Source organism: Streptomyces sp. NBC_01261, from assembly GCF_036226385.1.
Classification (GTDB): domain Bacteria; phylum Actinomycetota; class Actinomycetes; order Streptomycetales; family Streptomycetaceae; genus Streptomyces.
In genome coordinates this window covers 11,032,935-11,055,862 of sequence record NZ_CP108463.1, presented here as the reverse complement: position 1 = coordinate 11,055,862, position 22,928 = coordinate 11,032,935, and the positions used below count along the sequence as shown (strand labels likewise).

The 22,928-nt window shown below is 70.4% G+C and carries 21 protein-coding genes and 1 pseudogene; 15 read left to right on the top strand and 7 right to left on the bottom strand.

What is annotated here, in order from left to right; genetic code table 11:
- The first annotated feature begins 45 nt into the window (after positions 1-45).
- Positions 46-1,218: a S1 family peptidase gene (locus tag OG226_RS49120; RefSeq protein WP_329352910.1), complete on the top strand. Its 1,173-nt coding sequence runs from the start codon at positions 46-48 to the stop codon at positions 1,216-1,218.
- A 159-nt stretch (positions 1,219-1,377) separates the two neighbouring features.
- Here the strand turns inward: OG226_RS49120 and OG226_RS49115 are convergent, their stop codons facing one another.
- Positions 1,378-2,004, bottom strand: a complete 627-nt coding sequence (locus OG226_RS49115) for a TetR/AcrR family transcriptional regulator (protein WP_328686030.1) — start codon at positions 2,002-2,004, stop codon at positions 1,378-1,380.
- A 99-nt stretch (positions 2,005-2,103) separates the two neighbouring features.
- On the opposite strand from OG226_RS49115, the gene OG226_RS49110 reads away from it, so the two are divergent.
- Entirely contained in the window at positions 2,104-2,757 is a 654-nt protein-coding gene (locus OG226_RS49110) for a CatB-related O-acetyltransferase (RefSeq protein ID WP_329352909.1), read from the top strand.
- An 83-nt stretch (positions 2,758-2,840) separates the two neighbouring features.
- A pseudogene (locus OG226_RS49105) lies at positions 2,841-3,113 on the top strand (glycosyl transferase); the annotation flags it as partial.
- An 82-nt stretch (positions 3,114-3,195) separates the two neighbouring features.
- On the opposite strand, the gene OG226_RS49100 reads toward OG226_RS49105, so the two are convergent.
- Entirely contained in the window at positions 3,196-4,074 is an 879-nt protein-coding gene (locus tag OG226_RS49100; protein ID WP_329352908.1) for an oxygenase MpaB family protein, read from the bottom strand.
- 426 nt (positions 4,075-4,500) lie between these two features.
- On the opposite strand from OG226_RS49100, the gene OG226_RS49095 reads away from it, so the two are divergent.
- Positions 4,501-5,223: a beta-glucanase gene (locus OG226_RS49095; RefSeq protein ID WP_329352907.1), complete on the top strand. Its 723-nt coding sequence runs from the start codon at positions 4,501-4,503 to the stop codon at positions 5,221-5,223.
- 130 nt (positions 5,224-5,353) lie between these two features.
- Here the strand turns inward: OG226_RS49095 and OG226_RS49090 are convergent, their stop codons facing one another.
- Positions 5,354-6,370: a LacI family DNA-binding transcriptional regulator gene (locus OG226_RS49090; RefSeq protein ID WP_328686026.1), complete on the bottom strand. Its 1,017-nt coding sequence runs from the start codon at positions 6,368-6,370 to the stop codon at positions 5,354-5,356.
- 175 nt (positions 6,371-6,545) lie between these two features.
- On the opposite strand from OG226_RS49090, the gene OG226_RS49085 reads away from it, so the two are divergent.
- The 6 genes from OG226_RS49085 (at position 6,546) to OG226_RS49060 (ending at position 13,685) form a co-directional block, all read left to right on the top strand.
- Positions 6,546-8,372 (top strand): glycoside hydrolase family 2 protein, encoded by a 1,827-nt coding sequence (locus OG226_RS49085; protein WP_328686025.1) that lies wholly within the window; start codon positions 6,546-6,548, stop codon positions 8,370-8,372.
- A 138-nt stretch (positions 8,373-8,510) separates the two neighbouring features.
- Complete coding sequence (locus OG226_RS49080) at positions 8,511-9,857, top strand: extracellular solute-binding protein (protein ID WP_329352906.1); 1,347 nt, start codon at positions 8,511-8,513, stop codon at positions 9,855-9,857.
- Positions 9,858-9,892: 35 nt separating this feature from the next.
- On the top strand, positions 9,893-10,798 hold the full coding sequence (locus OG226_RS49075) for a carbohydrate ABC transporter permease (protein WP_328686023.1): 906 nt from the start codon (positions 9,893-9,895) through the stop codon (positions 10,796-10,798).
- Between the two features lie 2 nt (positions 10,799-10,800).
- A complete protein-coding gene (locus OG226_RS49070) occupies positions 10,801-11,748 on the top strand; it encodes a carbohydrate ABC transporter permease (protein ID WP_329352905.1) in 948 nt (315 codons plus the stop codon).
- 62 nt (positions 11,749-11,810) lie between these two features.
- On the top strand, positions 11,811-13,262 hold the full coding sequence (locus OG226_RS49065; protein WP_329352904.1) for a glycoside hydrolase family 43 protein: 1,452 nt from the start codon (positions 11,811-11,813) through the stop codon (positions 13,260-13,262).
- Between the two features lie 198 nt (positions 13,263-13,460).
- Positions 13,461-13,685, top strand: a complete 225-nt coding sequence (locus OG226_RS49060; RefSeq protein ID WP_329352903.1) for a hypothetical protein — start codon at positions 13,461-13,463, stop codon at positions 13,683-13,685.
- A 297-nt stretch (positions 13,686-13,982) separates the two neighbouring features.
- Here the strand turns inward: OG226_RS49060 and OG226_RS49055 are convergent, their stop codons facing one another.
- Complete coding sequence (locus OG226_RS49055) at positions 13,983-14,432, bottom strand: spore-associated protein (RefSeq protein ID WP_328686019.1); 450 nt, start codon at positions 14,430-14,432, stop codon at positions 13,983-13,985.
- 501 nt (positions 14,433-14,933) lie between these two features.
- On the opposite strand from OG226_RS49055, the gene OG226_RS49050 reads away from it, so the two are divergent.
- From OG226_RS49050 to OG226_RS49040, 3 genes are all read left to right on the top strand, one after another.
- Entirely contained in the window at positions 14,934-15,110 is a 177-nt protein-coding gene (locus tag OG226_RS49050) for a hypothetical protein (RefSeq protein ID WP_328686018.1), read from the top strand.
- A 655-nt stretch (positions 15,111-15,765) separates the two neighbouring features.
- Complete coding sequence (locus OG226_RS49045; protein WP_329352902.1) at positions 15,766-16,317, top strand: SigE family RNA polymerase sigma factor; 552 nt, start codon at positions 15,766-15,768, stop codon at positions 16,315-16,317.
- Positions 16,314-16,997 carry a SecDF P1 head subdomain-containing protein gene (locus OG226_RS49040; RefSeq protein ID WP_329352901.1) on the top strand — a complete coding sequence of 228 codons (684 nt, stop codon included), beginning with the start codon at positions 16,314-16,316 and terminating at the stop codon, positions 16,995-16,997. Before OG226_RS49045 ends, OG226_RS49040 begins: the two co-directional genes overlap by 4 nt.
- Positions 16,998-17,198: 201 nt before the next feature.
- Here the strand turns inward: OG226_RS49040 and OG226_RS49035 are convergent, their stop codons facing one another.
- Positions 17,199-17,897 carry an HAD family hydrolase gene (locus OG226_RS49035; protein WP_329352900.1) on the bottom strand — a complete coding sequence of 233 codons (699 nt, stop codon included), beginning with the start codon at positions 17,895-17,897 and terminating at the stop codon, positions 17,199-17,201.
- Positions 17,894-18,544, bottom strand: coding sequence for a 3,4-dihydroxy-2-butanone-4-phosphate synthase (gene ribB / locus OG226_RS49030; protein WP_328686014.1), 651 nt, complete (start codon positions 18,542-18,544; stop codon positions 17,894-17,896). The genes OG226_RS49035 and ribB overlap by 4 nt, the downstream gene beginning before the upstream one ends.
- A 351-nt stretch (positions 18,545-18,895) precedes the next feature.
- On the opposite strand from ribB, the gene OG226_RS49025 reads away from it, so the two are divergent.
- Positions 18,896-19,924 (top strand): FkbM family methyltransferase, encoded by a 1,029-nt coding sequence (locus OG226_RS49025; protein ID WP_329352899.1) that lies wholly within the window; start codon positions 18,896-18,898, stop codon positions 19,922-19,924.
- 388 nt (positions 19,925-20,312) lie between these two features.
- Here OG226_RS49025 and OG226_RS49020 read toward each other — a convergent pair whose 3' ends face one another.
- Positions 20,313-21,011: a FadR/GntR family transcriptional regulator gene (locus OG226_RS49020; protein ID WP_329353731.1), complete on the bottom strand. Its 699-nt coding sequence runs from the start codon at positions 21,009-21,011 to the stop codon at positions 20,313-20,315.
- A 150-nt stretch (positions 21,012-21,161) separates the two neighbouring features.
- Between OG226_RS49020 and OG226_RS49015 the strand changes: the two genes are divergently transcribed.
- Complete coding sequence (locus tag OG226_RS49015) at positions 21,162-22,898, top strand: IlvD/Edd family dehydratase (RefSeq protein ID WP_329352898.1); 1,737 nt, start codon at positions 21,162-21,164, stop codon at positions 22,896-22,898.
- Positions 22,899-22,928: the final 30 nt, after the last annotated feature.

Genomic DNA, 22,928 nt, shown 5'->3' with positions numbered 1-22,928 from the left:
CGATCCACGCCTTTCCCGCCCCACACGGAAATGAAGGAGCGCTCCATGAGAACCCCCACGAAACTCTGCCTGGGCCTGTCCGCCCTGCTGGCCCTGGGCACAGGAACCCTGGGTCTGACACCCGCCGCCGCGTCGCCGTCGCAGCCCACGTCGGCCCAGGCCCTCTCCCCCGGCCTGACCACCGCCCTCCAACGGGACCTCGGACTGACCGCCTCGCAGGCCCGCGCCCGGCTGGCACAGGAAGCAGCCGCCACGAAGATCGCACCCCGCGCCGAACAAGCGGCGGGACAGACCTTCGGCGGCTCCTGGTACGACGCGGCGCACGGCACCCTCGTCGTCGGGCTCACCAACACTCGTGGCGCAGCGGCCGATTCCGTACGGTCCACCGGCGCCACCGTCGTACGGGTCGCGCACAGCGCACACACTCTCGACGCCACGAAAACGGCACTCGACAACACTGCCAGGACGGACGGCGCCCCTTCGGCCGTCCGCAGCTGGCACGTCGACCCCCGCACCAGCGCGGTCGTGGCAGAGGTCAGCAAGGGAGCCGAACACAGCGCGGCCGTAACGAAGTTCCTCGCTTCCGCGCGCAGGACCGGGCTGCTCACCATCAACAGCGTCACCACGGCGCGGAAGCCGCAGACCTTCGCCGCGGGCACCGTCGGCGGCGACCCGTACTACATCAACGGCAACACCCGCTGCTCCATAGGTTTCTCCGTGGTCGGCGGCTTCGTCAGCGCCGGACACTGCGGAACGCCCGGCAGTTCGGTGGCCGGCTGGGACGGCTCGGCGATGGGCACCTTCGCCGGCTCGTCGTTCCCGGGCAACGACTACTCGTACATCCGGATCGGCAACGGCTGGTGGACCGTTCCGGTCGTGCTCGGCTGGGGAACCGTCAGCGACGTCCTGGTCCGCGGCTCCGCGGTGGCACCGGTCGGCTCGTCGGTCTGCCGTTCCGGCTCGACGACCCACTGGCACTGCGGCACCGTCCTCACCCAGAACGAGACCGTCAACTACAGCCAGGGATCGGTCTACCAGCTGACCGGCACCAGCGTCTGCGCCGAACCCGGCGACTCCGGCGGCTCGTTCATCACCGGCGACCAGGCCCAGGGCGTGACCTCCGGCGGCTGGGGCAACTGCACCAGCGGCGGCCAGACCTGGTTCCAGCCGGTCAACGAGATCCTCAGCACCTACGGCCTGACACTCGTCACCGCCTGATCCACCAAGCAATCCCTGTACGACCGCCCTGCGGAGACACACCGTCAAACGTCATTCGGTCGGCTACGGCCGTCCGGTTCGCTCAGAGCCGGACGGCCGTTCGTTCCACTTGAGGTGCAGCAGCGCCCTGCCCTGCCTGCGTCCGGTGGAGTGGGCTGATCACACAGCCCCTTCCCGACGTACGGAGAAGGCACCCGCGGCAGCCGCCAGAACTGCCACCTCCGCGGCCCGTTCCGGGAGTCGGGGGTCCGGATCGGCGCGCATGAGCACCAGTTGGTGGTAGAGCGGCGCCGTGGCCGCGATCAGCAGGCTCCGGGCGTCCTGGCTCCGTGCGGGGAGTTCACCGCGTTCGACGGCGCGCTCGACGAGGACCTCGCACTGGGCGTACCGGTCCGCCCACAACTGCGTCTGGGCCCGCGCGGCCTGTTCGGAGTGGAACGACGCGGCCATCAACGCGACGGCGAACGACGGCCGCATGACCAGGGACTCCTGGATCTCCTGATTGAGGGCCGTCAGATCGCCGCGCAGCGAGCCGGTGTCCGGCGGCTGCCAGTCCATCTCGCCGGCGGCCTCGATGACGTCGACGAGCAGCCCGCCGACATCGCGCCAACGCCGGTAGACCGTGGCGCGATGCACCCCGGCGCGCGTCGCGACGGCCTCCATCGTGAGCCCCTCATGGCCGCCTTCGGCGAGTTCGGCGCGCACCGCGTCGAGAACCCGGGCGCGGACGCGGGCGCTGCGACCGCCCGGGCGGCGGTCCGACGCCGTGTCGAGTGGGTCTGTCATCGGCACTCACTATCCGGTTGAGCACGGTGGCACGGCTGTGCCAGCATCTTAACGCGACAGTTGTCGCTCTAGTGTCGCTGGAGAGGAACCGCATCCGCAATGCCGCCCGTTCCCGCTGATCCCACCGTGCTCCACCCCATGCCCCAGCACCCGCGCGTGGTACTGCTCAAGCCGTTGGTGACGTCGCCGCTGATCGAGGTCGGCGACTTCTCCTACTACGACGATCCCGACGACCCGACCGCGTTCGAGACGCGCAACGTCCTCTACCACTACGGCCCCGAGCGGCTCGTCATCGGCAAGTACTGCGCGCTGGGGACGGGCACCCGGTTCATCATGAACGGCGCCAACCACCGCATGGACGGCCCTTCCACCTTCCCCTTCCCCACCATGGGCGGCTCCTGGGCGGAGCACTTCGACCTGATCACCGACCTGCCCGGCCGGGGCGACACGGCCGTCGGCAACGACGTGTGGTTCGGCCACGGCGCCACTGTCATGCCCGGGGTACGCATCGGACACGGCGCGATCATCGCCGCAGGCGCCGTGGTCACCGGCGACGTCCCCGACTACGGCATCGTCGGCGGCAACCCGGCCCGGCTCATCCGCATCCGCCACGACACGGCCGACATCGCCCGCCTCCTCGCCGTGGCGTGGTGGGACTGGCCGGTGCGGCACATCACCGAGCACGTACGGACGATCATGTCGGGGACCGTCGCGGACCTGGAGGAGGCCGCCGCACAGCTCGACCAGCACTGACAGCGTCTCCTCGCCACACCCCCGCACGCGTCCCGCACAAAAAACGGGTGATCGCCATCTCCCGTCGCCGCGCCCACATCGCGATGGTCGGCGTCCCCATCGTCAGCCATGTCCTGCCCAGCCTCGCGGTCATCCGTGAACTGGTGGCCCGTGGGCACCGGGTCACCTTCGCCAACGACCCGTTCGTGGCCGACCTCGTCGAGTCCACCGGCGCGGAACTGGTGCGGTGCACCTCCACGTTGCCCGTCGCGGACAACAACCGGCCCGCCGATCCCATCTCGGCGGCGAGCCTCTTCCTCTACGACGCCGTCCAGGCGCTCCCGCAACTGCGTGCCGCCTACGACGGCGATCCGGCCAAGAAGAAACCGGGTCAGCAGCCGGGCCCGCGGAAACGCACACGCCGGGTCCGCTCCGCGTCCGGCGAAGCCGGCCGCTGCCTCATGCGTTCGTCGGACGCGGCGCGGGTGTCAGCGCCCACCGGATCATCGAGGTCAGGGCGGAGCCGAGCGGGCGTACACACAGCGTGTCCACCGCCGCGAGCCGGGGCAGTCGTAGTTCCTGCGCGGCCCAACGCTGCAGGAGCGAGACGGCGTTGGCGGCGAGCGCGCCGTAAGGGAGACGGGTCGCGAGAGGCAGCGGCGGGTTCAGGAGGAGGAAGCGGGCGGTGTCGCGTGCCTGCGGGGTCGCTTCCAGCTCCGGGCGGTAGGCGGAAAGGCGCTCGGCCAACTCGGCGCGGCTGCGCGGCGGATCGAGCACCCCGAGCGCGACGGCGACCCTGGCGGTGTTCTCCACGTAGCCGTCGCACTCCGCGTCCGTCAGGGGCCGCGCTCCGTAGCGCTGGTGGGCCCGCAGGAAGCTGTCCACCTCGGCGATGTGGACCCAGCAGAGCAGGTGCGGATCGGAGGCGTGGTAGGCCTCCCCCCGGTCGGTCTCGCCCCACACCCTCTCGTGCACGGCTCGGACCTGGTCGCAGGCCCGCTGTGCCTGGTCGGCGGTGCCGTATGTCGTCATGGCCAGGAAGGTGCTGGTCCGTTGCAGTCGGCCCCAGGGGTCACCGCGGAATCCGGAGTGGGCGGACACGGCCGCCATGGCCAACGGATGCAGCGACTGGAGGAGCAGGGCGGACAGCCCGCCGATGAACATCGAGGCGTCGCCGTGCACGCGGCGGACGGGCTGTTCTGGGCCGAACCAGCGCGGGCCGGGGGTGTCGTGGATGCGGGCGCGGTTGCGCGGGCCGTCCGGTCCGGCGACACGGGCGAACACGGCGGCGCCCAACCGCTCCCGTGGGCCTGGACACCCGGCGATGGTGGATTTCATGATTTGTGGCCTTCCGCCGACCTGTCTTCCATTCTGCCGGGACCCTCCGTCGCCGGTGCCGAAGGGTCCCGGGGGAAGCGCCGTCCGTCGGTCCCGGTGCAGGAGGACCACAAGCGCGCCTTCCGCTCTTCTTTCCATGCCGGACGCCCTTTTGGATGCGGACCGGGGAGGTCTTTTCCAACGATGCGGACCCGGCCGTGACGCCGCGGGGCGAGGCCGGTCGAAGGGCCACGCCACTCGCGCATATGCCGGGAGAACGTGTTCGTGTCCCACGTAGGCGTTCGGGTACGGACAGCGTGCCCGTCACCCGCGAGTGCGAGGATTCCCCGAGCTCGGGCGGCCCCCGCATGGTCGACCGCCGTGCCGGGCAGCACTGCGGCACGCTACGCCTTGCCCTCCACCTCCACCCCATCGAGGGAGCCGTATGTGAGCGATGTCGTCTTCACAGCCGATTTCACCTCCACCAGCCAATGGGTGGCCGGCCGTTCCTGGGCCTATCCCGACGGCGGCCCGACCAACCCCGGCGACGACAAGCTGGACCACCTCACCCCCGACCCGGCCTACTCGCGCACCGGTACTTTCCGCGCCACCCGCAGGACCGACGGCTGGTGGGACACCGGACTGCTGACCACCGAGGGAAGCGACGAGGCCTTCACGGTCCGCACCGGCGACCAGCTCCGGGCCCGCGTCCACCTGCCCAGCGGGCTCGGCGCCTGGCCGGCGATCTGGACCTGGCGCGACGGAGGCAACGAGGTCGACGTCTTCGAGTACCACCCCGACAACCCCGACCTGCTCGAACTCAGTAACCACGTCCGCGAAGGACACACCTACCTCCGCCACCCGGCGGTGGGTCCCGGTGCCGTCGTCGACCTCGGAGTGACCTTCGGCCGCCGCAGTGTCGTCTGGACACTCAACGGCACCCGGGTCTTCGCCGACGGCCGGGGCGTCGGCTCCAACTGGCACGCCTACCTCATCGTCAACCTCTCCGTCTGCGCCGGCCGCTACCACCCTCTCCCCGACACCCAGACCACCGAACTGTCGTACCGCGTCGAGAACTTGACCGTGCAGCGGCGTCCGATCCCGCACGCGGTAGAACCGCACGATGACGACCCGCCGGAGGCCGAGACGGCGGCGGACGGTCCACCGTGAAAAGCCCCAGGTGGCAGGGTGTCCGGGACGGGCCGCTGGTCGCCGGTCGCTGACGCCGACGGACGAGACCGTCGACACCAGCGTCTGCCCGCTCGTCCATCACGGAGAGCCGGTGGCCCCAGCGGCGGCCTCAGCCTCCGCTGCTCTCCCGCACCACGATCCGGTGCCCGATCACCACGTCCCGGCAGGGGACTCCCGAGTCGGGGGCGTCGATGCGGTTCAGCAGCAGGGACACCGCTGTGCGGGCGATCTCCCGTTTGTCGGGCGAGACCGAGGTGAGGCTGGGCACGCTGAAGCCGGCGGCCTCGATGCCGTCGAAGCCGACCACGTCCACCTCGTCGGGCACCCTGATCCCGCTCTCGTGCAGGGCCCGCAGCGCGCCGAGCGCCATGTTGTCGTTCAGGCACAGGAGCGCGTCGGGGCGGGAGCCGTCCCGCATCAGCCGGGCAGCCGCCTCCGCGCCGTCCCGCCAGTGATAGGCCTCCACCGGCACCACCAGGCCGGCGTCGAAGGGCAGGCCCGCCGCCGCGAGAGCCTGGCGGTAGCCGTCGGTGCGCAGGCGGTCGGTGCCCTGTTGGCCGCGGACGGCGCCGCCGACCACCGCGATGCGGCGGCGGCCGCGGGAGAGGAGGTGCTCGGTGGCCTCGCGGGCGGCGCGTACGTTGTCGATGCCGACGTGGTCGGTGTGGCCCTCGGCGGAGCGTTCGCCGAGCAGCACCACGGGCATCCGGCGGTCGCGGGTGGCGAGGTCGCGGGGCAGCAGGGAGAGCGGGCTGAGGATGACGCCGTCGCAGAACTGGGTGTCGAAGCCGTGCAGCGCGGCCAGTTCGCGGTCGCGTTCCGCTCCGGTCTGGTGGATCAGCACGGTCCGGCCGTTGCTCCCGGCAGCCTCCATGACGTGTCTGGCCAGCTCGGAGAAGTAGGCGACGTCGAGCTCGGGCACGGCGAGGGTGATCATGCCCGTGCGGCCCTGGCGCAGTTGTCGGCCGGCGATGTTGACGCGGTAGCCGAGGGCGTCGATCGCCTCGCGGACGACCGAGCGGGTCTGCTCCGAGACGTGCTCGTAGTCGTTGATCACGTTGGAGACGGTCTTGGGCGAGACGCCGGCGTACTCCGCCACGTCCTTGATCCTCGGTCTGGCCGCCACGCTGCCCTTCCTTCCGAACTTGCTTGATCGTACCGACCGTTGTGCGTCATGTTCCGGCCAGTCGGTCGCACACAAACTGCGACCGAGGTATTTACATCGATGTAATCGACATGGTGCCATGGCCCCGCACGACCTTCACACCGCACCGACCTGCACTCTCGTCACGAGGAGCCCCATGCTCGACCCGTATCTCCCGGACGCGCCGCCCCGCCCCGAGTACCCCAGGCCACAGTTCACGCGGGACGCCTGGCTGAATCTCAACGGCGAGTGGCAGTTCGAGACCGACCGGTCCGACACCGGCCTGGAGCGCGGCCTGGCCGACCGCGAACTGACCGGCCGCATCCTCGTCCCGTTCTGCCCGGAGTCCGAGCTGTCCGGCATCGCGGAGACGGACTTCCTTGAGGCCGTCTGGTACCGGCGCACGGTGACCGTCCCCGCCGAGTGGGCCGGCAGCCGGGTCCTCCTGCACTTCGGGGCCGTTGACCACGACACCACCGTGTGGGCGGGCGGCCAGGAGGTCGCGCGGCATCGCGGCGGGTTCACCCCGTTCACCGCCGATCTCGGCGAGGTGGCCGTGGCCGGCGAGGAACTGACCCTCGTGGTGCGCGCCCGGGACAGCCGGCACACCGTGCAGGCCCGCGGCAAACAGGCCACCTGGTACGCCAACTCGCACTGCCATTACACCCGGACCACCGGCATCTGGCAGACCGTGTGGCTGGAGCCGGTCCCCCGCGCCGTAGCCCTGCGCCGCCCCCGCGTCACGCCCGACCTGGCCACCGGATCCTTCCTGGTGGAGCTGCCGCTGTCGGCGAACGCCGCCGGGCACCGGGTGCGCGCCACGCTGAGCGGCGCCGACGACACGGTCGTCACCGCCGAGGGGCGGGCGGATCTGGATCTGTGCCCGCGCCTCGTGCTCACCGTCCCCGCGGACCGGCGGCGGACCTGGTCGCCTGCCGACCCGCATCTGTACGACCTCGTCCTGGAGATCCTCGGCCCGGACGGCGAGGTGGTCGACACCGCCCGGTCCTACGCCGGCCTGCGCTCGGTCTCCGTACGCGGCAAGGAACTGCTGCTCAACGGCGAACGCGTCTTCCAGCGGCTGGTCCTGGACCAGGGCTACTACCCGGACGGACTGATGACCGCGCCCACCGACTCCGCGCTGCTGCGGGACATCGAGCTGGGGATCGCGGCCGGGTTCAACGGGGCCCGGCTGCACCAGAAGGTCTTCGAGGAGCGCTACCTCTACCACGCCGACCGGCTCGGCTACCTGGTGTGGGGCGAGTTCGGCGACTGGGGCTGCGAGACCGGGGTCCGGGACGACAACCAGCGCCCCGACGCCTCGTTCGTCACGCAGTGGCTGGAGGCCCTGGAGCGGGACCACTCGCACCCCTCGATCGTCGGCTGGTGCCCGCTGAACGAGACGTACCAGAACCTGCACGACCGCATCACCGTGCTGGACGACGTCACCCGGGGCATGTTCCTCGCCACCAAGCAGGCCGATCCGACCCGGCCGGTCGTCGACGCGTCCGGCTACGCGCACCGGGTGCCGGAGACGGACGTCTACGACTCGCACTGCTACGAGCAGGACCCGGTGGCGTTCGCCAAGATCATGGCCGGGCTCGCCGAGAACCGGCCGTACGTCAACACCGGCCCCGAGGGCCGCGCCTGGTCGGTGCCGTACCGGGGGCAGCCGTACTTCTGCAGCGAGTTCGGCGGGATCTGGTGGGACCCGGAGACCGTCGCCGCGGCCGGCGACGACACCGGCAGTTCCTGGGGGTACGGCGAACGGCCGCGCACCGAGGACGAGTTCGTGGAGCGGTTCCGCGGTCTGACCGGCGTGCTGCTCGGTGACCCCGGGATGTTCGGCTACTGCTACACGCAGCTCACCGACGTCTTCCAGGAACGCAACGGCGTCTACCGCTTCGACCGTTCCGAGAAGGCCGACACCGAGCAGTTGCGCGCCGCCCAGCTGCGCCCCGCGGCGTACGAGGAGCCGTCGTAGCACCCCAGTCCCCGCTCCGAGTGAGCGGACGCACCGCACGCCGCACAAGATTTACATCGATGTAAAAACGCATGGTGGGCAGCATCGCCGCACGGACCGGAGTGTCCCCCGCGTCGCCGCCCACCGGGAAGGAAGCACATGACCGGCACACCCGACCGGGTCCCCCGCCACGGACCGACCAGACGCCGTGTCCTGACGACAGCCCTCGCCGCCGGCGCCGCGGCCCTCGGCGCCGGGGCGCTCAGCGGCTGCGGATCGGCGCTCGCGGCCGACGACGGATCGACGGTCCGGCTGTGGGACCTGTTCAGCGGCGCCGACGGCGGTCTCCTCAACGAGATGGTGGCCAAGGCACGGCCCGCCATGCCGGGCACGCACATCGAGCGCACCGTCCTGGAGTGGGGCACGCCCTACTACACCAAGCTCGCGATGGCCTCCGCCGGCGGTCGCGGGCCCGACGTGGCCGTCTCGCACATGTCCCGGCTCGCCGGGTACGCGCCCACCGGGCTGCTGGACCCGTGGGACATGGACGTCCTGGCCGAGTACGGCGTCGCCCCGGACGACTTCGCGGACGCGGTGTGGTCACGCACCCAGTTCGCCGGCCGGACCTACGCCGTCCCGCTGGACACCCACCCCTTCATCGTCTTCTACCACCAGGGACCGGCGAAGAAGGCGGGCCTGCTGACCGCCGACGGCACGCTGGACGCGGACGCGTTCTCCTCCCCGGACAGCTTCCTGGCCGCGGGCAGGGAACTGGCCAGGGCATCCGGCAAGCAGGGCATCGCGTTCGGCTATGTCACCGACACCGCGCAGTGCTGGCGGCTGTTCTACGGCCTGTACCGGCAGACCGGCGGCGGGTTCGACCTGCCCGCGGGCGGACCGGCCGAGGTGGACGAGGACCGGATGGCCGAGGTGATCGCCTTCATGGCCAAGGTCGTCGACGGCAAGGTCAACCCGAAGCGCCTCGACTACGCGTCCGCCATCGCCTCCTTCGTCAACAACCAGACGGCGATGATCCTCTCCGGCGAGTGGGAGCTGGGCACCTTCCGCACGACCGACAAGGACGTCGGCGCGGCGCCCTTCCCCACGGTGTTCGGCACCCCGGCCGTCTACGCCGACTCGCACTCCTTGGTCCTCCCCCACCGCGACCACCCGGACGAGGAGCACCGCCGACGCACCCACCGGGCGGTGGCCGCGCTGCTGAAGGCCGGTCAGATCTGGGCCACCGCGGGCCACATCCCCGCCTACCAGCCGGTGACCCGGACCGCCGCCTACGCGGCACTCGAACCGCAGGCGCACTACGCGCAGGCCGCCGGCCATGTCGTACTCGACCCGCCGGTGTGGTTCGCCGGGGCGGGCTCCGACTTCCAGAACGCCATGTGCCAGGTCCTCCAGCAGGCCCTGCTCGGCGCCACCAGCCCGGAGCGCGCGGCCCGCGCGATGACCCGGCGCCTCAACACCTTCCTCTCCAAGCCCAGCCCGGCCTGATCCGGCCGCGAACCATCCGCGCAGGAGGCACAACGATGTCCTCTCCCCTCCCCCCGTCCCGCACCGGGACGCTCCCGGCGCGCCGGATCCTCTCCCCCGGCCTGCTGTTCGCCCTGCCCTTCCTCGTCCTGTTCGCGCTCTTCGTGGTCTGGCCGCTGGTCCAGGGGCTGTGGATGAGCCTCACCGACACCTCGCTGTCGGCCCACACGCCGGGCTTCGTCGGCCTGGACAACTTCTCGGAGGCGCTGCGGGACGCCGAGATGTGGCGGGCGCTCGGCCACACCGTGTGGTTCACCGTGCTGTCGACCGTCCCGCTGGTCGTGGTGGCGCTCGGCATGGCGCTGCTGGTCCACACGGGGCTGCCCGGTCAGTGGGTGTGGCGGCTGGCGTTCTTCGCGCCGTACCTGTTGCCCGTCGGTGTGGTGAGCCTGCTGTGGGTCTGGCTGTTCCAGGGTGATCTCGGCCTGTACAACCAGGTGTTGAACGCGGTGGGCCTCGACTCGGTGGCCTGGCTGAGCGACAAGTCGGTCGCGATGTGGGCGATCGTGCTGACCACCCTGTGGTGGACGGTCGGCTTCAACTTCCTGCTGTACCTGGCGGCCCTCCAGTCGGTGCCGGACCACCTCTACGAGGCGGCGGCGATCGACGGCGCGGGCGCCTGGAGGCGGCTGTTCTCCATCACGCTGCCGCAGCTGAGCCGGATCACCGTGGTGGTCACCGTGCTCCAGATCCTGGCCTCGCTGAAGGTCTTCGACCAGATCTACCTGCTGACCAAGGGCGGTCCTGACAACTCCACGCGCCCGGTCATCGAGTACATGTACGACGTCGGCTTCACCGGTTACCGGCTCGGCTACGCCTCGGCGATCAGCTACGTGTTCTTCGCCCTCGTCATCCTCGCCTCCGCGGCGCAGTACGCCGCCCTCCGCCGCCGGGAGAAGTGACCATGACCTCGACCACCGAACTGCCCCTCCCGCGGCCGAAGTCCGCGCCCCGCTCCCCGGTGATCCGCGAGGTGGCGGCCCGCCGGTACCGCGCCGAGGCCCGCCGCACCCATCTCTCCCTCGGCGAGAGCCGCACCGCGCGGGTGCTCACGTTCGGGGTGCTGACCGTGCTGGCGCTGCTGTGGCTGCTGCCGATGGCCTGGGGTCTGCTGACCGCGTTCAAGTCGGAGCAGGACGCGAGCGATCCGGTGCACTGGCTGTGGCCGAAGCACGGGTTCACCCTGGCCGGGTTCCGCAGCGTGTGGGACCGCGGTGAGCTGCCGCTGTGGATGTTCAACAGCTTCCTGGTGGCGGCCGTCGTCACGGTGATCACGGTGGCGGTGTCCGCGATGGCCGGCTACGCCTTCTCCCGGACCCGGTTCGCGGGCCGCAGGTGGCTGTTCACGATCACGGTGGCGGCCGTCCTGGTGCCGCCGCAGATGCTGATCGTGCCGTGGTTCCAGCAGATGCTCACCCTGAACCTGCTCGACACCTACGCGGCGGTGATCCTCCCGCAGACGGTGGCGCCGGTGATGGTGTTCATCCTGAAGAAGCACTTCGACTCCCTGCCCAAGGAGTTGGAGGAGGCGGCCCGCATCGACGGCGCGGGACACCTCCGGATCTTCTGGTCCGTGCTGCTGCCGCTGTCCCGTCCGATGCTGTCGGCGGTGGCGATCTTCGTGTTCATCGGGGCCTGGAACAACTTCCTGTGGCCCTTCGTCTCCACCTCGGACCCCGACCTGATGACCCTGCCCGTCGGCATCACGTCGGTGAAGGACGCCTACGGCGTCCAGTACGCGCAGTCGATGGCGTCGGCCGTACTGGCCGCGCTCCCGCTGGTGGTCGTCTTCCTGTTCTTCCAGCGGCACATCGTCAAGTCCGTCGCCACGACGGGCCTCGGCGGCCAGTGAGCCGACCTCCTTCCTGAAAGGCGCAACCACCCCACTCACCACCACAATCGCTGGAGTCGCACATGAGTTCGTCCCCCCGCACGGCACGCACGGCGGCGCTGGTCGCCCTGCTGCTGACCGTGGTGTTCTCGCTCGTCTCCACACCCACGTCGACCGCGGCGCCCCAGGCCGCGGCCGTCACCAGCACGACGTTCCGCAATCCCCTCAACACCGGGCCCGACCCGTACCTGACGTACTGGAACGGCTCGTACTACATGACCACGACCCAGGGCGGCAGCATCCGCATGTGGCGCTCGGCGTCCCTGGCCACCCTCCTGGGGTCGGACCCGGTCACCGTCTGGACGGACACCGACTCCTCCCGCAACCAGAACATCTGGGCATCGGAGTTCTACCGCTTCGGCAACCGCTGGTACCTCTACTACACGGCCGACGACGGCGTCGACGACCACCACCGCGTCTACGTCCTGGAGTCCGACGCCGACTCCCCCACCGGCCCCTACCACTTCAAGTCGGCGCTGATCCCGCCCAACCACACGAACGACTTCGCGATCGACCCCAGCGTCTTCACCCACAACGGCCGCCTGTACCTGGCCTACAGCGGCATCAACGCCTACCAGCACAACGGCCTGAACATCGCACCCCTGTCGAACCCGTACACCGTCTCCGACGACGCGGTCGCGATCGACGCGGCGGGCGGCTGCGCTGAGGTGCGCGAGGGACCGGAGTTCCTCAGCCGCAACGGCCGTACCTGGATGACGTATTCGACATGCGATACCGGAAAGCCCGACTACCAGCTGTGGATGATGTCCCTGGCCGACGGCGCCGACCCGCTGGTGGCGTCCAACTGGCAGCAGCGCGCCGGGGCGATGTTCGCGCGCAACGACGCGGTGGGGGTCTACGGTCCCGGCCACCACGCCTTCTTCAAGTCCCCGGACGGCACGGAGGACTGGATGGTCTACCACGCCAAGTCGACCTCGCAGTACACCTACACCGACCGCACCAGCCGCGCCCAGAAGATCGGCTGGAACGCCGACGGCAGCCCGAACCTGGGCACCCCGCTCGCCATGGGCGCCACCCAGAACCTGCCCTCCGGAGACCCCGGTTCGGGCAACCACTGGATCAACGACGACGGCCGCTCCAGCGCGGACGGCACCCTCTCCTACACTGGATCCTGGAACTCCGGTACGGGATGCGCCACTCAGTGCTTCTGGGGCGACGACCACTGGAGCGACCATGTCGGCAACACGGCGACCTTCACCTTCACCGGCACCCGCATCGCCCTGCTGTCGGTCCGCGACACCGGAAACGGCATCGCCGCCCTCAGCATCGACGGCGGGGCGGAGACCCGGGTCGACTTCTACGGAGCCATCCGCACGGGCGAGACCGTCCAGTACGTCGGCCCCGAACTCGCCGCCGGTCGACACACCCTGCGGATCCGGGTGACGGGCGAGCACAACGCCCAGTCGACGGCGTCCTTCGTGAGCGTGGACCGGGCCGAGGTGTACACCGACTGACCTGCCACCGACACGATGCCGGCCGACGCGAGCCGTCGTCGCCGTTGAGCGCCACGGTCGCCGACCGTGGCGCTCGGACACACGTCGGCACCGGGAAGTTCACAACGAGCCGAGCGGGGCGCTACCTCCGTCGGCCGTGGGAGCGTACGGGATGGCTGCGGCGGGACTGTGCGACTGGTTGTGTCAGGTGCACCCGATGTGGATGCCGAGGAACTCGTCACGCTCACGCTGCAGTTGAGGCGACGACTGCTCGAACTCGACGTGGACGACGTGCGATTGGCGCGTTCCGACAGGTCGGCACCGGACGCTACGAAGGCCTGCTGCCCCGACGGCCACACCTTCCGCCTGCGCAGACTCGGCGTCGGACACCTCACAGACGGCGACCGAGGCGATCCCCTCATCCCCGTACGCGCCCACGGCTGACGGCACTGACGCAGAACCCATCGAGCAGAGGAGCCCCCGAGCGCCGCGCGCGGTTGCCCATCCTCGGTCCGAAGTGGGCTCAGGGGACAGCGCGTGCTGTGGAGTGCGCAGGGCGCGGACACTGTCGCGGAAGCGGAGCAGCGAGCGCGGGAAACACGCGTCACACGCACGGTTGCGCCGCCTCCGGCCAAGGGGTCGGCTTCGCTGCGCGGCGACGACGGGCATCCGGGCGGGCAACGGGATCCGGCCCACCTCCAGCCGACGGAAGTGGGCCGGACCGTGGCAGCGCCCCGCAGGTCAGCGGACCGTGGTGACCCGATGCTCCTTCAGCGCGGCACAGTTGGAGCCCGTGACGTAGACGTACACGTTGTCGATGTGGCCGCCCCAGTCCACGCAGTGGGCCCTGCCCTGGACATAGGCCGGTCCGGCGTACGACGTGTACACGCCCTCGTCCTGGGCGTACTCGTCGGTGTCGGAGACGTAGATCCACGCCCCCATGGCGCGCGCGGCGCCAGGGTTGGTGCGGATGGTCGCGACGCAGTTCTTGCCGTTGGAGGCGTTGTAGGTCAGGTAGACAGTGCCCTGCGTGCCGACGGGCGCGGAGTTGACGGTCTTGTAGGTGCTCCCGCAGACCTTCTGCGCGGTGGTGTTCGGCGCTGCGGAGGCGGGGCCGGCCAGAACCGTCGTGGTGCCGACCGCCAGGGCCGCCATCGCGGCACCCGCGAGAACAGAATGACCGAATCTCATATTTCCCCCTTATGATCTTAGGAGTGCCTTACTCCTGACAGGTCAGACACGTGCCGTCCAGGCAGGGTTGTGACCCATCACCGGCTCGATCCGGCCGAGTTGACCGGGCGAACCGAGAACACCACCGGGTGGCCGTGACCTCGACGGGTACGGACGTTGCGGCGGCGCCCAGGTTCGCCGTCCGCGCACCGGGTCACTGCGCGCCGTCGCAGCCGCGGTCTCCGTCCGAGGACATGGAGAGCCGGGAACCCCAGGCAGTGCCCCGGAGGGACGCGCCGTCACGCGCGCCCGACGCCCCGCCGTCGCAAAGCCGCCCGACAGCACGACAACGCGCCTACGTCGGCGCATTCTTGCCACAACCTCCCGGCGCCACAGGTGTCGAAGGAGATCACTCAGACACCATCCGCCTTTCGAACGTGATCGTTCAGTTCGGGTGGGTGGGCATGAACTCCCTCAGGCAGCGCGGTAGCAGGCTCTCCGGTGCCCCGGCGGGAGACGGGCATGGCGGCGACAACCCTCATACCGGACCGCCGGCGGATTCTGGCGGTGCCGGAGTCTGAAGCGGGCCGGGAGGGCATCCGCTGGCGGCAGTTGGACCTCACGCCGGGACTGGACGCCGTCCCGACGACGGTCGAGGAACTGCGGTCGAAAGCGAGACGGCCGGTGGAGCGGAGGTGAGGCCTGCGGATGCGGTCGGAAGCGTTCACCGCTCCCGCAGTGACGCCGTCGGAAGCCGACCGGGCGTCGTCCGGCCAAGCAGCCGCCCATGAGTACGGTCATCGACCACCGCATCGTCGCTTCGTGCCTGGCCGGCAGGTTCTCGGAGTCAGCCGCGCACCGGACGACGCGAGCGCCTGCTCCGGGACCCTGCACGGACGCAGAGCTATTCACCGGCAGCGGAGAGGACCGGCGTCAGGCGACGTTCGTAGGTCTCCGGGACGGACCGTGCCCACCGCGAGTTCGCATCATCTGCGCTCCCCCGAAAACACGGCCCCCGCGGCCGGATCGACGGCGGGCCGCCGAAGCGTGTCGGCCCCCGGCTCTGCTTCCGTGGAACCTGTACTCCCTGTGCGGCCCATCGGTACGCACACCTGTTCCGCCCGTACATCCCCCTGCCCCCGCCAACCCGGCCACTCCTCAACTCGCCGAAGCGCCATGCGAACCGGGGTTCGCGCGCCGGCACACCAGAGCCGGCTGGTGTCGGTGGCGCGGTCGGCGCTCGCCATCACGGCGCCGCCGGCCGCCGGTTACGCCGTGGTTGAGAAAGTCGGGCCGCCCGGGCAGTCGAATCCCCTTCCGCACCCGTCTTTACGGGGGAACAAGGGAGGGAACTTTGAACGCCGACGACGAACGTGAGTTCCGCGAGTTCGTGGCGGCACGGTCGAGATCGCTGCTGCACACGGCCTACCTGCTGACCGGAGACTGGGAGCAGGGCCGCGACCTGCTCCAGACCGCGCTCGCGTCCACCGCCCGCCGCTGGTCGCGGCTCCGCGACCGGCAGCAACCGGAGACCTATGTCCGCCGGGCGATCTACCACGCCCAGATAGACCGCTTCCGACTGCTCAGTTGGGGCAAGGAGACGGTCACCGATACGCTCCCGGACCCGCCGACGCAGGCCGCCGACTGGGCCGACACCGTGGTCCAGCGCCACGACATCATGACCGCGCTGCGGCAACTGCCCAAACGCCAGCGCGCGGTGATCGTGCTGCGCTACTTCGAGGACCTGCCGGACCCCGAGATCGCCGAGATCCTGGGCATCGCCCAGGGCACCGTCCGCAGCCAGACCCACAAGGCCCTGGCCTCTCTCCGCGCCGCCTTCGCCGAGACGCAGCCATCGGCTACGGCCCTCCCCTCCCCCGCCTCCGGCAGGAGCACCCTCACATGAACGACCCGACCGAACACCCCCTGCACCACGCCCTGCACGCCCATGTCCAAGAGAGCGGGGGCGACGCCGCCGGTCCCTGCCTGGTGAGCCTGGCCGACGACGCGTTGCGGGTCGCCCGGCGACGACAGCGGCTGGCCCGCTCCGGGGCCGGCGTCATCGCCGCCGCCGTGCTCGCCACCGCCGGGGTCGCCGTCGCGGACGGGGCGACCTTGCACGCGCACCCGTTGCGGCCCTCCGTAGGAGGAACGGGGAACGCCGAGAAGGCGACCCGGTTCTCCCTCCTGCCGGTCACCTCGGTCAAGGAACAGACCTGCGCCCCCGGCAGCGACGGCTACCCCGTACGCGCGACCGCGACCAGCCCGGCATCCTGCGTCCAGATCGACCCCGCCAAGGGCATGACCAGCATCCGAGCCGTCTCCGCGAAGGCCCACAACAGCGCCGGCGGCTGGGAGGTCGACCTGACCCTCAGCCCTGCCGACCGGACCCACCTGGCCGACCTCACCAGCGCCCTCGCCAAGGCCCCTGTCCCACGCAACGAAGTGGCCGTCGTCATCGACGGCGAGCTCCAGGACGTCACCTACATCGCCGCCCCCCTCACCAAGGGCCACTTCGCCATCGCCGGCGGCCTCACCAGCGAAACCGCCCACAACCTGGCCCTCCGCCTGGGAACCGGCGAGTAGCCCGCTACCCGCGCCCAAGGGGTACCTGTTCTCGGCCGCCGCGTGGCCCCCGGCCACCGATGAGTTCCACCGCTCGTGCGGCGGGTCGTGGTCTGCGCCGATGATCCGTCTCGCCATGACCGACCAGGGAGGCCGCGCCCCTCGCGTTCCCACGAACTTCGCTTGGATCCGCCACCACTTCAGGAGCCACGTTTTCGTTGTTCACATGGTGGTTTCTTCGCGGATGAGGGATGCGGGCCGGGAGGTGAGCAGCCGGGTCAGCAGTGGCAGTGCTTCGGTCGCGGTGCGGGCTTGCGCCGCGGGCAGGTGGGCGACACCCTCGGGCAGGGTCGTGGCCGCGCGGGGGATGGCGAGGACGCGCATGTCGGCGGCCACGGCCGACCGGATGCCGGCCGGGGAGTCCTCCACGGCCAGGCACCAGGACGACGGGACGCCGATCTCGGCCGCCGCGCGCAGGTAGGGGTCGGGTGCGGGTTTGGCCCGGGTCACATCCTCGCCGCACACGACGGCTCGCAGCCTCTCGGCCAGGCCCAGGTGTTCGAGGACGGCCCGGACGAAACGACGGGGGCTGGCGGTGGCCACGCCGACGGGCCCGTGGCGTTCGGCTTCGAGGACCAGCTCGATCGCGCCGGGCAGGGCCCGGATCTCTCCCGCGGCGCAGGCGTCGACCATCGCGGTGGTGCAGGTTTCGACGACCTCGACGGCGGTGGCCGCGCCGCCGCACAGGCCGGCGACGTACGAGGCCCAGCTGCCGTTGCCGTGCAGCGCGGCGGAGTCCTGGGGCCGCCAGGGGTGACCGTGACGGGCGGTGAAGTCGGCGCACACCCGCGGCCAGGCCGCCGCTGTGTCGATCAGGGTGTCGTCCAGGTCGAAGACCGTCGCCCGCAGCACCAGGGTCATACCGTCGCCGTGTCCACGAGCCGCAGCGCGTGCGACAACTGCTCGACGGAGACCAGTGCCAGGCCGTGTTCGTCGGCGAAGGCGCGCAGCCGGTCGAAGTCGGCGGTGGAGCCGTCGTCCTCGCAGACCTCGCTGATCACCGCGACCGGTGACAGCCCGGCCAGGCGCAGCAGATCGACACCTGCCTCGGTGTGTCCGCGGCGCTCGGCGATCCCGCCGGGCCGGGCCCGCAGCGGGAGCACGTGCCCGGGCCGGACCAGTTCCTCGGGCCGGGTGGCGGGGTCTGCCAGGGTGCGTACGGTCAGGGCCCGGTCCGCTGCCGAGATCCCCGAGCCGACGCCGACCGCGTCCACGGAGACCGTGTAGGCGGTGCTCTCGATGGTGTCCGTTCCGGGGGCGGGCGGGACCATCAGCGGCAGCTCCAGCCGGTCGGCGATCTCGGGGGCCATCGGCGCGCAGATCAGCCCGCTGGTCCAGCGGACGAAGAATGCCAGGGCCTCGGCGGTCGCGAACTCGGCCGCCATGACCAGGTCCCCCTCGTTCTCCCGGTCCGCGTCGTCGACGACGATGACCGGTCGTCCGGCCCGCAGATCGTCGACGGCGAGCGCGAGCGGGTCCAGCGACTGCGGTACCGATGCTGACGTCACAGCGACCAGCCTTTCCTCGGGTTCATGATCGTGCTTGCTGTGGATGCATCGGTTCCCGGACAGACGTTCTTGAGAAACCTGTACGCCAAGGGGGCGAGTCCTCCGACGAGCCGCAAGACACCACAGGACTACGCCGGGGAACTGCTCGGGTACACGAGCGCGGCGACCGTGGACGGCTGCCCGAAGTGACAGTGGACCGGGACCCCGACGAGCCGCTCGGCACGGCCGAGGTCGCCGCTCTCCTCGGACGCGGAGCGCTGCTTCCTTCTCCAGCGCCCTCTCGCAGGGCCGCCTTCCGAATTTGCGCGGCGTGGAGGTGCAGGAGAAGCGATCTCCTTGCGGGCCATCTCGGTGGCCGGCGGCTGGACGGCCGGCTCAAGACACTCGGGGCAGCTCGCTGCGCTCTCCCCCGTGCGGTGCCCTGCGGGGCACCGGTTCCATGTCGGCGCCGATGCGGTGACGATCAGTCAGGACCTCATGGTCGTCTCGACCTCCGGAGCTGGATTGTTGGCTCCAACCCTGGTAAATCAGCTTGTCATGGCCATGAGCGCGATCGAACTGCACAGCATCAATCGTTGGGAGGCGTCCTTCCTCCGCGAAGAGGTGGACGGCTACTTCGCCCACGGCATCGAGTGCACGCCGGGCGCGACGGTACTCGACGTGGGCGCCAACATCGGTGTGTTCTCGGCCGCCGTCTATGAACGGCTGGACGGAGACGTGCGGATCTACGCCTTCGAGCCGTTGCCGCCACTCCACGCGACACTCGAACGCAATGCCCGCGAGTTCTTCAACGGACGACTGACCGCGCTCCCCTACGGCCTGGCGTCCCGCGACGACGAGCTCGACTTCAGCTACATTCCGGCCGCCACGATCTTCTCGTCCTCCTCACGGGACCAGGGCAACATCGAGGACGAGCGGCGCCGGGTCACCGCCAGCGTTGTCGAAATGATCCGCCAAGGTGGCCTGGGACCGGTCCTGCGCCGCATACCCTCCCCCCTCCTCACTCTTCTCATCGGCCGCAAACTGCGGGTGCTGCGGCAACTTGAGACGCACCGAGTGAAGGTCAGGCCCCTGTCATCGGTGCTCGACGAGTTGGGCATCGACCACGTCGACCTGCTCAAGGTCGATGTGGAAGGCGCCGAACTTGAGGTACTCAGAGGCATCGAGGAACGGCATTGGCCGCTGGTGCGCCAGGCCGTCGTCGAGGTGGAGGGCTGGCAGCAGAACCGCGACACGGTCTGCGAGGTCCTCCGCGCACACGGCTTGGCCGTCAGCGCCGAGCAGGACTCGGTGCAGCGGGCCGGCGACATCGGCATGGTGTTCGCGGTCAGGCCTTCACCAGGTGCAGCACCCGGAGCTCAAAGCGGTATCCCCGGCTGACATAGGGAGGTGCGTCGATCCTGATGGCCGTATGCGGGGCGGAAGTTGGGCGTTCGGTCCGATGTGGAGGGCAATGCAGTGTCACCCCGCGAGCGCGCGACGCATACGTGGCTGTGACACACCCGACCAGGCCGGAAGTCCTCGTCAGCTCGGCCTCGGCTTGCGCGGCTCCCCTGCTCCGGATCCATCGGCGACGCCCCATGGAGCGTCCGGCTCCGCCCTGTTCTTTCCGTCGGCCCTGCTGCGGAACCAACACCGGCAGCGCGCCGCCCATGGGCCGCGCGTTGCCAAAGACCGTGACGCCCTGCTCGTCTTCGCCCACCTCAGGTGCGAGATCCCGCGGACGTCGGCCGCTTCCGTGGGCCCGCAAGGTCGCAGCCGTGGCAGGTCATACAGCGTCGCTCGGCAGTCCGGGTGACTGGGCGATCTCTTGTTCGGCGGCTTCGATGATGGCCAGGACGGCGGCGGCCGCCGCTGCGGGGTCGCGAGCCTCGACGGCTTCCACGACGGCTCGGTGCCCCGGCAAGGAGGCTTCCACCGCGCCGGGGGTCTGCGTGCTGAGGAGGAAGCTGTGTTCCAGCGCGATGCCGACAGCGCGGCCCAGTGATCCGAGGAGGCGGTTGCCGCCGGCGTCGAGCAGGGCCCGGTGGAAGGCGATGTCGGCCTCGATGTAGCCGCTGCGGGCAGGATCCGCCGCCGCGGCCTCCATGGCCGACAGGGCCTCGTACAGGGCTCGTACCTCGTCGGGGCCGGCTCTGTCGGCGGCGAGCCGGGCCGCCTCGGGCTCGACGATCCGGCGCAGTTCACCCGTGTCCCGCAGCAGAGCCGTGGCGTCCTCGGCCTGTTTCCAGCGCAGTACGTCCGGGTCGAGGTGGTTCCAGTGCTCCGGGGGCAGCACGCGCGTGCCGGTGCGCGGGCGTACGTGCAGCATCCCCTTGGCCACCAGTCCCTTGACCGCCTCCCTCAACAGGCCGCGGCTGACGCCGATCTCGGCCGCGAGCGTGTCCTCGACCGGCAACGGATCCCCCGGCTCCCACGCCCCGCCGACGATGCGTCGCCCGAGCTCGTCGACCACCCGCTGGTGCATGGTCGGGAAGTGCGCCACGATCTCCGCTCACCCCCTGGACGCCATTCATCGAATCATTTAATGATTGAGTTCCAGGGTACGGCCTGCGGGTCCTCACCCGACATCGCCCCACCGCGAAGCGGACGACGCGAGAGCCACGGGAGTGCGTACATGACCGACGCTCAGAAGACGAGCCGCCGCAGCCAGGCATGGTTCGGCGCACAGGGCCGCAGCGGGATGGTGTACCGCTCCTGGATGCGGAACCAGGGATTCGGACACGAGGTCTTCGACGGGCGTCCCGTCATCGGCATCGCGACCAGTGCCTCCGAACTCGCCCCGTGCAACGCGCATCTGACACGTGTCGCGGAAGCCGTCAAGCGCGGTGTCTGGCAGGCGGGCGGCCTGCCGCTCCAGTTCCCCACCATGGCCACCGGCGAGACCCTGATGCGCCCCACCGCGATGCTGTACCGCAACCTCATGGCCATGGAGGTCGAGGAGCTGATCCGGGCCAATCCGCTCGACGGTGTCGTGCTGCTGTCCGGCTGCGACAAGACGACCCCCGCCATGCTCATGGGCGCCGCCAGCGTCGACCTGCCCGCCGTCATGGTCACCGGCGGCCCGATGCTCAACGGCAAGTACCGGGGCCAGGACGTGGGATCCGGTACCCAGGTGTGGAAGTTCGAGGAGGACCTCAAGACCGGCCGGATGACCGAGGAGGAGTGCTTCTTCGCGGAGGGGTGCATGGCCCGTTCCAACGGGCACTGCATGACGATGGGGACCGCCTCGACGATGGCCTGCATGGCCGAGGCGCTGGGTATGCAGCTGCCCGGGTCGGCGGCCTGGCCCGCAGTCGACTCCCGGCGGATGGAGGTCGCGCAGGCGGCGGGGCAGCGCATCGTCCGGATGGTGGAGGAGGAGCTGCGCCCCTCGCAGATCCTGACCCGGGAGGCGTTCGAGAACGCCGTCCGCGTCAACGCGGCCATCGGCGGCTCCACGAACGCCGTCATCCATCTCATCGCCATCGCCGGACGCGTCGGTGTCGAGCTGGACCTGCGGGACTTCGACGGCCTGGCCCGTGCGGTGCCGACCCTGGTCAACCTGATGCCGAGCGGCAAATACCTCATGGAGGACTTCTGCTACGCGGGCGGCCTGCCCGCCGTCATGGCCGAGCTGCTCGGCGGCGGGTTGCTGCACGGCGGCCAGATCACGGTCACCGGACGCACCATCGCCGAGAACAACGAGAACGCCGAACGCGTCGACTCCGACGTCATCACCCGCCTCGACGCCCCCTTCCAGCCGGCCGGCACCGGAATCGCCGTACTGCGCGGCAACCTGTGCCCCGACGGCGCCGTGATCAAGCAGTCCGCCGCCTCACCGCACCTGCTCACCCACCGCGGCCCCGCGCGCGTCTTCGACTCCCCCGAGGCCTATCACGAGGTGGTCGACGACCCGGAACTCGACATCGACGAGAACACCGTCATCGTCATCCGCAACGCCGGACCCAAGGGCTACCCCGGCATGCCCGAGGTCGCCAACGTCCCGCTGCCCGGCAAGCTGCTGAAGGCCGGCGTCAAGGACATGGTGCGCGTCTGCGACGGCCGGATGAGCGGCACCGGGTACGGGACGGTGGTCCTGCACGTGGCGCCCGAGGCCGCCGTCGGTGGACCTCTCGCCCTAGTGCGCGACGGGGACCCCGTCGTCCTCGACGTCCCCAACCGCACCCTGCGCCTGGACGTGGACGACACCGAACTCACGCGACGCCGGCAGGCATGGAGGGCACCGGCCGAGCGGCACACCAGCGGCTACTCCTGGCTCTACACCCAGAACGTGGAACAGGCCGACCAGGGCGCCGACTTCGGTTTCCTGCGCGGAAGCCGTGGACACGAGGTCCCTCGCGACTCCCACTGAGCCCGCTCCCGGGCGACCGTATCCCTTTGA

Coding starts and splice junctions, on each gene's coding strand:
- OG226_RS49035 (WP_329352900.1), bottom strand. CDS start 17,897: ATGACCCTGGTGCTGCGGGCGACGGTCTTCGACCTGGACGACACCCTG.
- OG226_RS49070 (WP_329352905.1), top strand. CDS start 10,801: ATGACCTCGACCACCGAACTGCCCCTCCCGCGGCCGAAGTCCGCGCCC.
- OG226_RS49080 (WP_329352906.1), top strand. CDS start 8,511: ATGACCGGCACACCCGACCGGGTCCCCCGCCACGGACCGACCAGACGC.
- OG226_RS49075 (WP_328686023.1), top strand. CDS start 9,893: ATGTCCTCTCCCCTCCCCCCGTCCCGCACCGGGACGCTCCCGGCGCGC.
- OG226_RS49100 (WP_329352908.1), bottom strand. CDS start 4,074: ATGAAATCCACCATCGCCGGGTGTCCAGGCCCACGGGAGCGGTTGGGC.
- OG226_RS49065 (WP_329352904.1), top strand. CDS start 11,811: ATGAGTTCGTCCCCCCGCACGGCACGCACGGCGGCGCTGGTCGCCCTG.
- OG226_RS49085 (WP_328686025.1), top strand. CDS start 6,546: ATGCTCGACCCGTATCTCCCGGACGCGCCGCCCCGCCCCGAGTACCCC.
- OG226_RS49050 (WP_328686018.1), top strand. CDS start 14,934: ATGGCGGCGACAACCCTCATACCGGACCGCCGGCGGATTCTGGCGGTG.
- OG226_RS49015 (WP_329352898.1), top strand. CDS start 21,162: ATGACCGACGCTCAGAAGACGAGCCGCCGCAGCCAGGCATGGTTCGGC.
- OG226_RS49040 (WP_329352901.1), top strand. CDS start 16,314: ATGAACGACCCGACCGAACACCCCCTGCACCACGCCCTGCACGCCCAT.
- OG226_RS49120 (WP_329352910.1), top strand. CDS start 46: ATGAGAACCCCCACGAAACTCTGCCTGGGCCTGTCCGCCCTGCTGGCC.
- OG226_RS49055 (WP_328686019.1), bottom strand. CDS start 14,432: ATGAGATTCGGTCATTCTGTTCTCGCGGGTGCCGCGATGGCGGCCCTG.
- OG226_RS49115 (WP_328686030.1), bottom strand. CDS start 2,004: ATGACAGACCCACTCGACACGGCGTCGGACCGCCGCCCGGGCGGTCGC.
- OG226_RS49020 (WP_329353731.1), bottom strand. CDS start 21,011: ATGCACCAGCGGGTGGTCGACGAGCTCGGGCGACGCATCGTCGGCGGG.
- OG226_RS49110 (WP_329352909.1), top strand. CDS start 2,104: ATGCCGCCCGTTCCCGCTGATCCCACCGTGCTCCACCCCATGCCCCAG.